14 protein-coding genes are annotated in these 15,392 nt (G+C 39.5%); 1 reads left to right on the plus strand and 13 read right to left on the minus strand.

Annotated elements, in window-relative coordinates:
* Positions 1-379 precede the first annotated feature (379 nt).
* The 13 genes from T479_RS18760 to T479_RS18820 all read right to left on the minus strand — a co-directional run bounded on the left by T479_RS18760 (position 380) and on the right by T479_RS18820 (position 14,751).
* Positions 380-1,855 carry an aldehyde dehydrogenase gene (locus tag T479_RS18760; protein ID WP_038509941.1) on the minus strand — a complete coding sequence of 492 codons (1,476 nt, stop codon included), beginning with the start codon at positions 1,853-1,855 and terminating at the stop codon, positions 380-382.
* A gap of 13 nt (positions 1,856-1,868) precedes the next feature.
* Positions 1,869-2,066: a 2-hydroxymuconate tautomerase family protein gene (locus T479_RS18765; RefSeq protein ID WP_024362305.1), complete on the minus strand. Its 198-nt coding sequence runs from the start codon at positions 2,064-2,066 to the stop codon at positions 1,869-1,871.
* A gap of 16 nt (positions 2,067-2,082) precedes the next feature.
* A complete protein-coding gene (locus T479_RS18770; RefSeq protein WP_025220518.1) occupies positions 2,083-2,874 on the minus strand; it encodes a 2-keto-4-pentenoate hydratase in 792 nt (263 codons plus the stop codon).
* A gap of 20 nt (positions 2,875-2,894) precedes the next feature.
* A complete protein-coding gene (gene dmpG, locus T479_RS18775; protein ID WP_137036951.1) occupies positions 2,895-3,908 on the minus strand; it encodes a 4-hydroxy-2-oxovalerate aldolase in 1,014 nt (337 codons plus the stop codon).
* Between the two features lie 15 nt (positions 3,909-3,923).
* Positions 3,924-4,808 (minus strand): acetaldehyde dehydrogenase (acetylating), encoded by an 885-nt coding sequence (locus tag T479_RS18780; protein WP_025220520.1) that lies wholly within the window; start codon positions 4,806-4,808, stop codon positions 3,924-3,926.
* Between the two features lie 2 nt (positions 4,809-4,810).
* A complete protein-coding gene (locus T479_RS18785; protein ID WP_025220521.1) occupies positions 4,811-5,599 on the minus strand; it encodes a 2-keto-4-pentenoate hydratase in 789 nt (262 codons plus the stop codon).
* Positions 5,600-5,609: 10 nt separating this feature from the next.
* Positions 5,610-6,089 carry a flavin reductase family protein gene (locus T479_RS18790; protein ID WP_025220522.1) on the minus strand — a complete coding sequence of 160 codons (480 nt, stop codon included), beginning with the start codon at positions 6,087-6,089 and terminating at the stop codon, positions 5,610-5,612.
* 105 nt (positions 6,090-6,194) lie between these two features.
* A complete protein-coding gene (locus T479_RS18795; protein WP_024362311.1) occupies positions 6,195-7,160 on the minus strand; it encodes a catechol 2,3-dioxygenase in 966 nt (321 codons plus the stop codon).
* Positions 7,161-7,180: 20 nt separating this feature from the next.
* Positions 7,181-8,719: a 4-hydroxyphenylacetate 3-hydroxylase N-terminal domain-containing protein gene (locus T479_RS18800; protein ID WP_024362312.1), complete on the minus strand. Its 1,539-nt coding sequence runs from the start codon at positions 8,717-8,719 to the stop codon at positions 7,181-7,183.
* A gap of 170 nt (positions 8,720-8,889) precedes the next feature.
* Positions 8,890-10,674, minus strand: a complete 1,785-nt coding sequence (locus tag T479_RS18805) for a XylR N-terminal domain-containing protein (RefSeq protein ID WP_025220523.1) — start codon at positions 10,672-10,674, stop codon at positions 8,890-8,892.
* A gap of 295 nt (positions 10,675-10,969) precedes the next feature.
* Positions 10,970-11,758 carry an HAD family hydrolase gene (locus tag T479_RS18810; RefSeq protein WP_024362314.1) on the minus strand — a complete coding sequence of 263 codons (789 nt, stop codon included), beginning with the start codon at positions 11,756-11,758 and terminating at the stop codon, positions 10,970-10,972.
* A 141-nt stretch (positions 11,759-11,899) separates the two neighbouring features.
* On the minus strand, positions 11,900-13,030 hold the full coding sequence (locus tag T479_RS18815) for a glycerate kinase (protein ID WP_025220524.1): 1,131 nt from the start codon (positions 13,028-13,030) through the stop codon (positions 11,900-11,902).
* 215 nt (positions 13,031-13,245) lie between these two features.
* Complete coding sequence (locus T479_RS18820) at positions 13,246-14,751, minus strand: coproporphyrinogen III oxidase (RefSeq protein WP_025220525.1); 1,506 nt, start codon at positions 14,749-14,751, stop codon at positions 13,246-13,248.
* Between the two features lie 176 nt (positions 14,752-14,927).
* On the opposite strand from T479_RS18820, the gene T479_RS18825 reads away from it, so the two are divergent.
* The gene (locus T479_RS18825) at positions 14,928-15,305 is read left to right on the plus strand and encodes a hypothetical protein (protein WP_025220526.1); all 378 of its coding nucleotides are present in this window, start codon (positions 14,928-14,930) and stop codon (positions 15,303-15,305) included.
* The last annotated feature ends 87 nt before the right edge of the window (positions 15,306-15,392 follow it).

A 15,392-nucleotide genomic window follows, 5' to 3' on the forward strand; every position in this document is an offset into this window, starting at 1 on the left:
AAAATTTAAGAAACAGACGAAAGGTGTTCATAATTTTTTGCTATATGGGGACCTTAGCTATTCTTGCTTTTGCAATTTAAAAAATTAGAAGTGTTTACTAGTTGTTGGTAGCGAAGGGCGGGCGACTCCTGCGGGAACGCACAGTACGTAAGACGCAACAGACCGCGCGTTAGCGAGAGTTGCGGCTTACGATGTGCCCGCGGAAAGCGCCCGAACGTAGCGGAAATCAACGGGAGTAGACATCTATTTTTATTTTAAAATGAAGAAAGACTGTAGGCAAACTCGAAATTTTTCGAGTTTGTCTATAGTCTGAAAAGTGTTAGATAATCTAACACTTTTGGCTATGCCGTTGTTGTCTGCCCTACTTTTTGTTTGGGTGTTATTTTAACGCAATACAAATATTTTTTGCTTCAGTGAAAAATTCTAGACTATGGTGACCACCTTCACGCCCTACGCCGCTCTTTTTAAAGCCGCCAAACGGGGCACGTAAGTCGCGTACAAACCAGCAATTGACCCAAATTGTTCCCGCCCGCACATCATGTGAAATACGATGTGCACGCTGTAAATTTTCCGTCCAGACCACTGCATTCAATCCATATTCTGTGCCATTTGCAATCGCTAATGCTTCCGCTTCTGTGTCAAATGGAATAATCGTCACGATTGGCCCGAAAATTTCCTCTTGGCAAATACGTGCTTGAGCATTTTCCTGCAAATATATAGTCGGTTGTAGGTAATATCCAGTACTTAAATGTGCTGGTAATTCAGGACGTTTGCCACCATAAATAAGCGTAGAGTTTTCATATTCAGCGATGCTTAAATAGCTAGTTACTTTGTTGTAATGGGCTTGACTTACGACTGGTCCCATATTTGTTTTAGCATCTTGCGGATCGCCAACAACTAATGCTGCAGCCGCTTCTTTAAAGCGTGTGAGGAATTCATCTAAAATAGTACGCTGCACTAAAATACGTGATCCTGCTAAGCATACTTGACCCGAATTCATAAATGCTGCCTGAATGGAGACAGGAATGGCCTTATCTAAATTGGCATCTTCAAAAATAATATTAGCTGCCTTTCCACCTAATTCAAACGATACCTTTTTTAATGAATCTCCACCATTTTTCATTATAGCTTTCCCTGTTGTTGTTTCCCCCGTAAAAGAAATTAAATCAACTTCAGGATGTGTCGTCATAAATTCTCCTGCCGACTGAACACCAAAACCATGCACGACATTAACGACCCCATCTGGAATGCCAGCCTGTTGTGCTATCTCCCCAAGTAACGATACGGTTAGTGGAGTAATTTCTGCTGGTTTAATAACTGCCGTATTCCCTGAAGCTAAACATGGCCCAAGCTTCCATGTTGTCAGCATAAATGGTAAATTCCATGGTGTAATTAATGCAGCCACTCCAACTGGCTCATAACGCGTATAATTTAAATACGCATCATCCATTGGATATACCTCACCACCTTGCTGTTCCATAAAATCCGCAAAAAACTTTAAATTTTCTGCTGCCCGTGGGATTTCACGCTCTAACGCTACTTGGTAAGGCTTCCCTACGTCTAATGCTTCTAAGCGTGCTAACTCTTCTTTGCGTTCGATGATGATTTCTGCCATCCGTCGAATTTTTGCACAACGTTCCGATAGTGGCATCGTTCGCCAAGGACCTTCTTCAAAAGCTTGACGTGCAGCTTCACAAGCACGATCCACATCTTCAAAACTAGCTTCGTGAACTTTTGCAATAATTTCCTGAGTCGCTGGATTTTTCACTTCGAACAATGTTTGAGAAGAAGATTCTACATATTCTCCATTTATGAATAGTTTAACTTCCTTCAATTTCGTTTGTGTATTTGCCATGATAGACCACTCCTTACTCTTCATTTTGTCGACGTTGGATGGACTTTCCTGCAATCCCCCAATGAGAACTTGGGATTTCATTTAAACATACACGAACCGTTTCCAGTGGTGCCTCGAGTACCGAAGAAACGGTTTTACTTAGTTCTTCTATTAATAGTTCCTTCTGTTCTTTCGTTCGCCCCTCAATAAACGTTACTTGAATAAATGGCATCTCGACTCCTCCTTATCTATCGCTCCACTTGAACAGATAATGATTCCATTCCATCAAAACTGACAGTAAAGCTATCTCCTGCATGCATTGTAGCAGAACCAGTTAGTGCGCCACTAAGTACAATATCCCCTGCTCGAATATGCTGACCACGGGCAATTAATTTATTCGCCATCCATGCAATGGCTCTTGCTGGATGCCCCATAACGGAACCTGCTGTACTCGTCGCAATCATTTCATCATTTTGTGTAAAAATACAGCCCATATTAACCAGATCCACTTCATTCACTGCATATTTTTGCGAACCCACTATGTAGCGAGAGGAAGAGGAATTATCAGCGATTACATCCGGTAATGTAAAATGGAAGTTTAAATAGCGACTATCAATTATTTCCATGGCAGGTGCAACATACGCAGTTGCTGTCAGTACGTGCGCGACAGTCACTACTGGGCCGACTAAATCTTGCTTAAACACAAAGGCAATCTCTGGCTCAATTTTGGGGTGAATAAGTGATTTTAATGATATTGGATGTTGGGCATTGACCGCCATATTCGCTAATAACACGCCATAAGTAGGCTCATGCACTCCCATCATTTGCTGTTTAGCTTTGCTTGTTAAACCGAGCTTAAGTCCCGAGATGGATGTTTGCTCATGTTTGCACTTTAGTTCAATAAGTTTGTCTTGAATATCATAAGCTGTTTCAACGGTTAATTCTGGATAGCGCTCGGCAAACTTCGTAACCTCATACACATCCCGCTCTGCTAAATACAACGCATATGCAATTTGATCTAGCGTATCGGTTTTCATCATCGCTCGTTCCTCCATTCCCTTTATACTGACTGCTTAACAACTGCTAAGTTACGTGCAATCTCTGCTATTAAATCTTCCTGACCACCTACTGCTTTCATTTTGCCAAGTTCTACTAAAATTTCGCGTTCATCTACGTTATATTTTTTCGCTGCTTCTTGAGTGAAGAGTAAAAAGCTTGAGTAAACGCCTGCATAGCCCATCATTAAGCTAGACCCTGTTATTTCCTGTGATTGTGGCATAAATGGTGCTACTACTTCATTGGCAACGTCGATTGTTCGATATAAATCAATGCCTGTTTCATAGCCTAAACGATTGAAAACTGCTACCATCACTTCTGTTTGAGTATTTCCACTACAGGCACCTAAACAGCGTAAACTACCATCCACATACGTAGCACCTGCTTCGACTGCAGCCATCGTATTTGCCATAGCGAGTGATAAATTATTATGGGCATGGAAGCCAATTTCGCAAGAAACATGCGATTTTAGCGCAGCTACCCGCTCTTTCACCTCATGGGGAAGCATGGCACCTGCTGAATCTGTCACATAGATAATTTCAGCTCCATAACTTTCAAATAATTTCGCCTGCTCCACTATTACTGACGTCGGAGCCATATGTGCCATCATTAAAAAGCCGACTGTTGTCAATCCTAATTCTCGACTTAAATAAATATGTTGACTAGCAACATTGGCCTCGGTAACATGCGTTGCAACTCGCGCCATAGTAGCGCCCGCCTTCACAGCATTTTTCAAATCTTCCTTTAGACCAATTCCAGGTAATATTAAAACTGAAATCGAAGCATCACCACATTCTTCTTTTGCCGCAGCTATTAACTTCAGTTCATCCACTTTCGAAAAACCGTATTGCAAAGAGGAACCACCTAATCCATCCCCATGGGAAACCTCAAAGTATTTCACTTTTGCTTCTCCTAAACCTCTTGCAACCTCTCGCACTTGCTGCTCCGTAAATGCATGACGCATTGAATGACTACCATCCCTCAATGTCACATCTAAAATGGTTAGTTGTTTTGTCATCATCCTCACCTCCAATTAGTTCGACTTGACTGTTCCATGTTGCAACCTAGCCATTTGATTTCCGACTTGCACTGCTGCCGCCGTCATAATATCGAGATTTCCTGAATACGGTGGGAAAAAGTCTCCCGCCCCCTCAACTTCCAGAAAAACTGATATTTGTTGACCATCAAAAATAGGCGCACTCGTCATGCGATAACCCGGTACATATTGTTGTACAGCGCTCACAATCTCTTCAATAGCCTTTGTAATTTCTTCTTCCTTGCCACCTTCATTCACTAATACATGTACGGTGTCACGCATCATAATTGGCGGCTCTGCGGGATTTAAAATAATAATGGCTTTCCCTTTGTTTGCACCGCCTACTTCCTCTAGCGCCTTAGCTGTTGTGCGTGTAAATTCATCAATGTTAGCGCGTGTGCCAGGCCCTGCACTTTTACTCGCCACTGTTGCCACAATTTCTGCATACGTAACATCCACCACTTGATTAATGGCATACACAATGGGAATCGTCGCTTGCCCCCCACAAGTCACCATATTGACATTGTCAACTGCCACGTACTTTTCCAAGTTTGCACACGGCACAACAAATGGACCAATAGCCGCCGGTGTTAAATCGACTATCTTTTTGCCAAGTGCCAGTACTTGTTCACTGTGCGCACTATGGGCATTAGCAGTTGTTGCATCAAACACAATATCGAAGAGCTCTGGACGTGCAACTAAGCCTGCAATGCCATTTGTAATGGTATGATAGCCACGATCTTTCGCACGCTGAATGCCCTCTGATGTTGGCTCTATTCCAACCATTACACTCATCGTTAAATCCTCACTGCGCTCAATTTTGTACATTAAATCTGTTCCAATATTTCCAGATCCCAGAATGGCAACTTTCAATTTGACCACTTTTATTTCTCCTCCTTTCTTTTAAACGTGGCGGAAACAGCACCAAGATGAGCAAACTCCGCTGTAAAACTATCTCCATCTTCTATCGTTACGGCTGATGTTAATGCGCCTGCTAAAACTATTTCCCCTGCTTGCAAGCCAATATGGTATTTACTTAGCTTGTTAGCAAGCCATGCTACTGCCCGTAGTGGATTTCCCATTACAGCAGCCGCTGCTGCACTATCAAAAAGCTCGCCATTGCGATAAACATTCATACCAATATGCGGTAAATCTACCTCAGTCAATTTTGTTGGTGTGCCGCCAATAATGACCATTGCGGAAGAACCATTATCTGCTACTGTATCTTCAAAATTAATTTTCCAATCGGTAATACGACTATCAATAATTTCTAAAGCTGGCACAATATAATCTGTCGCTTCGATAACATCCATCTCCGTAATAGAGGGCCCATATAAATCCTTCTTCAAGATAAATGCTATTTCAAATTCCAACTTCGGCTGAATAAAATGATTAAGAGAAATGGTTGCACCGTCCACCTCAACCATATCCGATAAAATATGACCGTAGTCTGGTTCTGTTACTTGAAATTGTTGTTGCATCGCCTTGCTTGTTAAACCTATTTTTTTACCGATAATGTGTTTGCCCATTTGTTGCTTTGCTGCAATTTGAAGTAATTGAATTGTATAAGCGTCATCGACAGTAATATCTGGTACAGTGGACGTTAATGGGGCAATAGGTCGCTTTGCTTCTTCTGCTTCTAATAACTTCTTTGCATAAAGTTGTCTATCCATTGTCAACCTCCTAAGCCTGCATTGTTGTTTCCACTGCAAGTGAGCCGTATCTTCCATTGAAAAATAGTAAGGGCTCTCCTTCTTCTAGCTGAATGTCCTTTACACTGCCGATAAATAAAGTGTGGTCGCCTTCAACATATGTGCTCGCTACTTCACAGCTTATTTGTGCAAGCGCACCCTCAATTGTTGGGGCCCCTTGTAAATCACTGAATTGGACCTCGCGCTTTTCTTTTAGTTGGCCGGCAAATAACATAGACAATTCTTGCTGTTGTGCTGATAAAATATTGACTGTAAATGTCCCACTTTGCTTGATATGCTCCAGCATTGAAGCCTTCTCCCCGATCGAGATCACTACTAGTTTTGGATTAAGTGAAACAGACATGAACGCATTTGCCGTCATGCCATGAATAGTGTCATTCACATTTGTTGTAATGACAGTTACACCTGTTGCAAATTTCCCCATTGCATTTCTAAACAGACGATCATCCATTACATAACCTCCTCATCAATTAGTGCTGTCTCAAATACTAAAAAGTAGTAGTTAAGACAGCTATTTAGGCACGCTATTTATTAATCACCATTATTACTCATCTATTTATTTCACTGGAACTTTCACTGCACGATCAGGTGTGCCATATAAGAAATACTCATTAGGTAGAGGTGAGCCATACCAAATAATCGCCTCATCTAACTCATTTTCGCGCCAAGTGATTGGCTTCCAGTCAGGGTCAAAAATGAGATAACCAGAGTCACCAAATAATTCTACTCGGTTTCCACCAGGCTCCATTACATACATGAAATACGCTTGGCTTACACCATGTTTTCCAGGGCCCGCTTCTATTTGAATTCCGTTTTCTACGAAAATATCCGCTGTATCCATTAAATGCTGTGGATAGCCATACCAAAACGCAATATGATGGAAGCGACCACTATTACCAGTTTGATCGTTCATTAATGCCACTTCATGTACTAATGGGCTCACACTCATCCACGCACCAATTTCTTCGTTATTATTTAAGACAATTTGTTCACGTAGCTTAAAGCCTAAATGTTCAGACATAAATTCACGATTTTTTGCTACATCTCTACACATTAAATTGATATGATCTAAACGGCGGGCAGGGACACCCATTAATGGCCTTTTTTGTGGACGGCTTTTTAATAATGTTTTTTGATCTTCCGCTGGCTGGAAATAATCTACTTCCCACAAAATTTCTTGTTTATGACCATCAGGTGTAACAAATTGATAAGCACGACCATGCCCTAAATCGCCATCGATCCAACCTTTTCCATAGCCGCTTTTCTCTAACGATGCAACCCGTCGTTCTAACGCTTCAGGTGAACTTGCACGCCATGCCGAATGGCCAAGACCAGCTTCTTTACCTTCTGTTAACTTTAATGTGTGATGATAAAAATCCTCGTACCCTCGTAAATAAACCGATTGCCCTTCACGCGCTGTAATTTGTAGCCCCATATAATCGGTGAAAAATTTTAAAGATTCCTCTGGTTTTGGTGTAAAAAGCTCCACGTGCGCTAATTGTGCTACATCAAAATTTGTCATCCATCATTCCCCCTGATTTTTTATTTATTTGTAAAGTAATTCACATCATCCGGATTTACCCAAGTTGGGTCTGTCCAACCGGTTAAATCATAATCAGCCATACATTGCTCTGCAAAAGCGATAAACTCGTCTGTTTTCCCGCTTCCCTGTGCACCAAACAACGTTTGTAACCTTATGTCTTCATGGTTTCCAGCGTAATTCCGTTCATATAGCTCACTTCGACCACCGAATTCTGTACCAATCGCATCCCACAGTAGCTTGATTGTTTTAATTTTTTCAAGAGCCTCAATACCATTTGAACCACGATAAAGCTTATCCAATGTTGGACGGAATTCCTCATTTAAAAAGTCCCTTGCACTGGAAGGCTGTACAATTAAATTTCCTGCTACGATTTGCTGTATAATGCCTTTAATCTTCGGCCAGCCTTCCTGCAAAAATACACGATAGGCTAATCCACCATTTAAATTTGGAATGACAATACCATTCTCTTTTTTCTCTGGATTCAGCGCCATCGCATCACTTAATGACCAGAACATATGACGCCACGCCATAATTTCGCCAATATGCACTTGGACACCTCGGAATTGATCCGTACCTGCTGTCTTTAATGCCTTTAGCAAGACACCAATAATAAAATCTAATTTCACCGCTAAGCGTGTGACACCTTGGAACGTAAAACGATTAATGAAACCGCTTTCTACAAAGAATGAAGTCGTCTTCTGCATATCTTCATAAATTAAAATATTTTCCCATGGAATAAGCGCTTGTTCGAATACAAGTACGGCGTCATTTTCATCGAAGCGACTACTTAATGGGTAATCGAACGGACTTCCCATAATCGCTGACGTCATTTCATATGAAGCACGGCTTATAAGCTTCACTCCTGGAGCATCCATAGGTGCAATAAAAACCACCGCAAATTTTTTATCTTTGATAGGTAAACCATACGTACCAACGAAATTGTAGTTTGTGATTGCAGAGCCAGTAGCCACCATTTTCGAACCACTAACGATTAAGCCCTTATCTGTTTCACGCTCTACTTGAATAAATACATCGCCGACTTCATGCACGTCTTTATGGCGATCCACTGGTGGATTGACAATGGCATGATTGAAAAACCAATTGCGCTCTTGTGACTCTTTATACCAACGCTTTGCATTTTCTTGAAAAGGTGAATAGTATTCGGGATTTCCTCCGAGCGTTGCAAGGAAGGATGCTTTATAATCTGGTGTGCGTCCCATTTGTCCATAAGTGAGTTTTGCCCAAGCAACAATTGCGTCTCGCCCTTGAATTAAATCATCTGCGCTCCGTGCTGCTCGGAAGTACTTATGTGTATACCCCCCGCTCCCCGTATCCGTTTCACAAGTTAAAATATCTTTGTATTGCGGGTCATGCATGGCATCATATAAACGTGAAATCGATCGTGCTGAATTTCGAAAAGCTGGATGTGTCGTGACATCCTTCACACGTTCACCATGTAACCAAATTTCCCGACCATCCTTTAAACTTTCTAAATATTCCTGCCCTGTCAATGGCTTCGTACTTTGTTGAACAACCATTCCCTTCCCTCCTACAAATCTTTTTTCTTGTTTGACATGTCTATTTCAATTTAATACTTTTTGAATTTTTTGATAATTAACAAAAAGTATAGTCTTCTCTTTTTTTTCTTTAAAATTTGAAAGAAATTTTCGTATAAACTAGAAAAAGTCAGCAAAATCGCTGACTTTTCTCATTTTTCATTTTCTAAAGTTTTAATTGCATAATAAATTTTTAACGCTAAATGACAGCGAAAACGACCATCCCCTGTACGCATGTCTTCCTGCAATAATGATTCAATTTTTTCCATACGATAACGAAAACCAGGGATTGATAGATTCAAAGCTTTTGCAGTTTGATTGACGTTACCGCTATGGTTTAAAAAGACTTCTAACGTATGGACAAGTGTTGCATGATTTTGCTCATCATATTCCAATAACTGACCAAGTACCTCTTTATAAAACTGTAAAAGCTCTCTTGGATTTGTCGTTTTTAAAAATAACATAATATGCTGGAAGTTTTCATAAATGGCCGCTTGTGTCTGTTGTGGGGCTGCGTAACGTAAAAATTGGCATATTAATTTCGCATCGTTATAGCTATTCCCGATTTCTTCTAACTTCTCTGCATTTTTTCCTACGCCAATTTGGAAAGTTGCTTGCTTAAAGCGCTCCATTACCCTTTTCGATAAACTACTAAGGAAATTCGACATATATTGAACATCTTTCTTGCAATCTTCAAGAATAAGCAGTACTTCCTGGTTTTTAATAAAGCACTCCACATTTAAATACTCAGTAGCTAAAAAGCTATGCACTATTTCGGGTTCTTCCTGTTCCATTGTTATAACGATAACACGATTATTTTTACTCGGATCAAAATAAAAAATATTTCGTGCTTTTTTAATAAGCTCCTCAGAGGGAGATTGTTGACTCATAACTTCATCTAAAAAATCCGATTTTTTCTTCCACTGCGATTGTGCGATTTGTATTTGTGTATATAAGTAAATCGAAAAAACCGTTACAGCGCGTTCAATAATCATTTCCTGTTCACGTGTTAATGCTTTGTGACTTAAAATTACCAATGTACCCAATTGTTTTTTCATCGTCATAATATCATATTCATGGCGAAACTCTTTTTTCTTACGACTCGCTTCTATATAAAGACGTTCATCGTCCTCATGCATAAAATAGTAACCAATTGGTTTCATTAAGTATCTTCGTTCCACAGTTACACTGCATTGTAACGCATCACTTAACAGGTATAACAGCTGGTTTAATGTATATCCTTCAAGCATTGCATGTGTCATTTGTTTATGAATAGTGTCTGAATGCACAATGGAATTATTGAGACTTTTTAACTCATTAAATGTATTATCTAATTCATCAGCTAACGAAGTATCTTGAAAGTATCGTAATATTTCCAACTGTTCTTCAGTAGCGTGCTCCTTTGTCCGTACAACAAATTTACAATAATCATCACATTTCCCCCGGCATTTTTCCTCAAAAACGACAATCTCTTTTGGATACGTTTTGGCTAAAAAGCCTGCTACATAACCGATTAATGTCCAACAAACACTTTCATCACTAAAACCAAAATGGCGGACATGTTCCTCTGCCTCGTAAGAATGAAACCATTTCCCTTCCATTTCGAACTTATCATTAGTTATTTCCAATACATCAATTTGTACACTGACAACGCCCTCTAATGTATGAATGGCAGCACCAGCCCTAATTAACTCTTTTAACTCTTTCCAGTTGTACATTTTCTCGATAGAGCCACCAGCACTGTAGCCACACGCCCAGCCATATCGTAATAAAAAACCTTTTGCACGCTCCATATTCAAAGTTTGAATAATGTCACGTCTAAAAAAGCCAAGCGCTTCAGCTGACTTTAAAATCATTCGATTCCCATTGAATTTTATAATGCCTGAGCGTGGATTAATATCTATAGCATTTTCAAACACTAAACGATTTGCTTTCATGAATAGGCACCCCCATAAACATGCTGTTTTCTCCCATCATGTTTTTACTGTCTACACATCTTCCCTTACTACTACGATTTCCCAGACGAATAAGTAAGCGTTTTCTTGACATTAAACAAAGAAGAGCACAAAAGCGTTGCCAGATCGATAATTCGAAGATTTAAAGTGTTTAAGTTTACTAACAATCATAGTATATTTTTAGTTTTCAGACAATTTAAATTACTAGACAGCAATATGTTTGCATAAAAAAAGTACTGACCATTTAAGAATCAGTACTTAAAAAATAGTAAAGATATTAAAGCTCTTGTACAAGCTTTAATAGGGCTGTTAACGAATCTACCTCAAAGGTTGGTGTTACATTCCCAGTTAGTTCGTTGTTTTCACGGTTAATCCAGACATTGCGCATACCCACGCGAGAAGAGCCTAAAATATCCGTATTTAAGTTATCGCCAACCATAATAGCATCGCTAGCAGTAATGCCCGCCGTTTCCATCACATGCTCAAAAATAGAGGCATCTGGTTTTCCTTTACCAAAATCACCAGAAATAATGATATGGTCGAAGTACGGTGCGATTTCAGGTGTAATTTCAAGTTTTAAATTTTGTAAACTTGGTGCACCGTTCGTTAGTAATATCAGTTGATATTTGCCTTTTAGTTCATCTAAAACGGTAAAAGTATCTTCATATAAAAAAGGTGAAACTTTGCGTTCGGCTACAAAGCGTTCTCCTAGTTCAGCACCTAACTTTGCATCGTCAATACCAAGTGCCGCTAAACCCTTTGTCCATGCTTCAGTACGATAACCTGGCACAAGTTTTTTCATTTTTTGAAAAGAATCAGTAGGGTCATCAAATGTTCCCCAAAGCCCTTCAAAAGGGTTAATACCGATTAATACTGTATAATCATATGTTTCGTAGCCTTCATAAAGTGCACGTGCTTCTTTGCGTACGGCTTCCTCTAATGCTGCTGAATCCACATTATGTATTGTCGCTGCATATTCACATGTTTTTTCAAAAGCTGTTTTAACAGATTTTTTGTCCCATAACAACGTATCATCCAAATCAAAAATAATTGTATTAATTGACATAGTGTCAGCTCCTAGCTTCTTTTCTACTTGAACAAAAAGCATTCATATCGCTTATTTTAGCATATTTTCAAAATAGTTAGCATAGCTTTTTGAGCAAGTTCTCGCTCCTACAAACATCATAATTGTTTGCGTGACCGGCACTCAATTTTTCACGTAATGCGCTACTAGTTGTTTTGTTTTCATGCGAATGAAACGATATGGTTCTTGCATTGCCTGCACAACAGTAGTGGATTCATCTACTAGTGTTTCCACAACGGTAAAAAACTCAAGCAAAGCAGGCTTATCCTTTTCATCAACAGCACCAGACAATAGCACAACATGAGCATTTGTTGATTTTGCAGCTAGCGCTACCCCCAATGGCGCCTTTCCATGTAATGTTTGACGATCCGATTTGCCCTCACCAGTAATAACTATTTGAGCGCCTATCAAATGCCTTTTTAACTGTACTGCCTCTAACACAATATCTATGCCTGCTTGGAAAGTGCCATTTAAAAAGGCCATTAATGCGCCACCAACACCTCCTGCCGCACCAGCTCCTTTATAATCGTGTAAACGAATGTGAAATTGTCTTTCCACAATATCTGCAAATCGTTTTAAACACTCATCGAATAAAGCAATTTCATGCTCTTTTACACCCTTTTGCGGACCAAAAATTGCTGTAGCTCCGCGCTCTCCAATCAAAGGATTATCCACATCACAGGCAATAGTAAATGTTGCCTCAGACAACCGTACATCGAGTTGACTACTATCAATGGATGCTAAATCTAGTAATCCCGACACGCCATTAGCAATGGATGAACCATCACCTTTCCTAAATTGCAGCCCAAGTGCCTGTAATAGACCGATACCAGCATCGTTTGTTGCACTGCCACCAATACCGATAATAAACTGACGAAAACCTTTATCCAATGCAGCCTTAATTAACTGCCCTGTGCCATATGTTGATGCTAGCTCAGGATTTTTTTCGCTATCCTTCAACAGCATAATACCCGAAGCTTGTGCCATCTCAATAACACAGGTTTCTTCATCCCCAAGCACTCCATAGTTTGCTTTAATCATTCTGCCTAGCGGATCAAGTACACTTGCTGAAATATATCTCCCGCCCGTTGAAGCAATAAGTGATTCTAATGTACCCTCTCCTCCATCCGCTACTGGTAAAATAACTGTCTCAATTGCTTGATCTACATCCAAGACCCCTGCCTGCATTGCCTTTGCAACTTCAAATGCAGATAAAGTACCTTTATAAGAATCTGGACAAATAATGACTTTCATCTTATACCCCCACTCTGTTCATATTTACCTCGTTGTTAGCAGTCAGATAATCCTATAGAATACCAAATGTTAAGCGCTTACAAATTAGTATAATGACAATAAATTCAAAAGCTAGAGGAAAGTTGTGTGGCGATTTGTCCTGCCTTTGTGGCGATTCGTAGACATTAAAACAGCAAAAGTGTTAGATTCTCACAATCAATCTAACACTTTGCTCTTTATGCATGATATAAATCATTTAATAGCTCGATTTTTTTACCTATGGCTTCTTCAAACGTCATAATATAAGCCGCCGGATCTTTTGGATTATGGAACTGTGTAATCTTCCCTGACTCAGGGTGAACAAATTTAGAAGATGCTCCACAGCCAATCCCTAAAATCGTCTGCACTTCCTCCATAATGACAATATTATAAATGCTTTCTTCGCCTGCTTTACTATAGCCTACATTTTCTAAATTACCTAAAATATTTTTTTGACGGTATAGATAATAGGGAACATAATCATTTTCCTTCGTCCACACTTGTGCCATCTGCATCATTTCTGCTACCGTATCACGATCAGCTACTTTATATTTATCTTTATTACGCGTCATTTCTGAAGCACGTTTAAAGGATAGCGTGTGCACAGTTAACGACTCTGGTTGCATTTTTGCTGATTCCTCTAAAGAATGTCGGAACTCCTCTGTCCCTTCATTCGGCAAGCCAATAATTAAATCCATATTAATATTATTCATACCGGATTCACGTGCTAACCAAAACTTATCAACCGTTTCTTGTACCGTATGATGACGTCCAATTGCCTTTAGTGTTTCATCTGTATAAGACTGCGGATTAACACTAATTCGATCAATGCCCCATTTTTTTAAAACAGCTAATTTTTCTGGTGTAATCGTATCCGGACGACCGGCTTCAACTGTTACCTCACGAATCGTTTCAGGATGTGGGAAAGAGTCATACATCGTTTGATATAATGCATCCATTTCATGTGCTTCGATTGAAGTGGGTGTACCCCCGCCCCAATAAATAGAAGTTATTTTCATGTTATTTTCTGTCAGCCATTTACCCATTTCACGTAATTCGATGTGTAGTCCATCTAAAAACGTGGTCACACGCCCTTGCTTACGGTTACTACCAATTGCATAGGCTGGGAAGGTACAATAAGCGCATTTGGTTGGGCAGAACGGAATGCCAATATAAACGCTAATCTCTTTCCCGATATGGTCTAAGTCAGGAATTGTAACTAACTGTCGTTCAACAATGTTTTTCAACAATGCTACCTTTTCCTCTGACAATCGAAAATCACGAATTAACACTTCCGCAATCGCTGCGTCATCCATACCAGCTTTACGGAATTTGTGATAGAGCTTTGTAGGACGGACACCTGTTAAAATACCCCATTGTTGATGCATCCCCGTATGTTGCTCAAGCACATCTAAAAATACATGCGATAATGCACGTTTCATACGAATATTTTGCTCACGTCCAACAGCTTCTGTCGCATATTCAATATGGTAATCATTTGTATAGCGTTTATCATCAACCTCTAATACCGCGCTTGTATAGACAGTAAAATTAGCATCAACGCGGTAACTGAATGCAACTGACATCTCCGCTTCTTGTGCATTTGTACTCAACTTCGAATCCTCAAAAAATAAATTCGCAATATGATTTAAAACGCGAATCCAATCTTCAGGATACTTTTGATCTATTTGAATAATTTTCATCGTATTCGCTCTCTTCTTTCAATATTCCAGTGTACTCTGTTCAATAAATGGATTGCCTCAATAGTTTAACAAATTTTATTCATGATAAGCAAAACTGCCATAATGACAGAATATTCCGTCTAATGATAGACATATAAAATAATATTACTTATAATTTAAAAAAGGTGGTGTTGATAGTGGTTTTAGTTAAAGGCAAGTATTCTCCTGTTTCTAACTTCATTGAGCAATTAGAAGTAGCTTTCCATCATTTTGATTTACAACGCTGTGATGAAAAGACTTTGTATGTAACCATCTTACTGAAATATCGTGGGCAAAAAGTTCTTTGTGATTTGATTTATCTTATCAATCAACAAGAAATGTACGGGGCTATCTCTATCAACGAGCATTATAAACACGCCCGAAACTTTATTCAACAACATTTTCGCCATACCCTTCTCTATTCTGATGAATTACGTTTAGCTCATAACTTTATGCATACATTTCCTTTCAAGCAAACTTTACAGCAATTCGCCAAAAAGTATCCGAAGTATATAACAAATAAACAGCTCATATAGGACAAGTAAGCACAAAGACTCCTACCGCAAAACATCATGAAATCTAATATGTATGGTCAATAAAAAGACTGAAGACAATTTCAAATT

It is taken from the genome of Lysinibacillus sphaericus, from assembly GCF_000600105.1.
Lineage (GTDB): Bacteria > Bacillota > Bacilli > Bacillales_A > Planococcaceae > Lysinibacillus > Lysinibacillus sphaericus.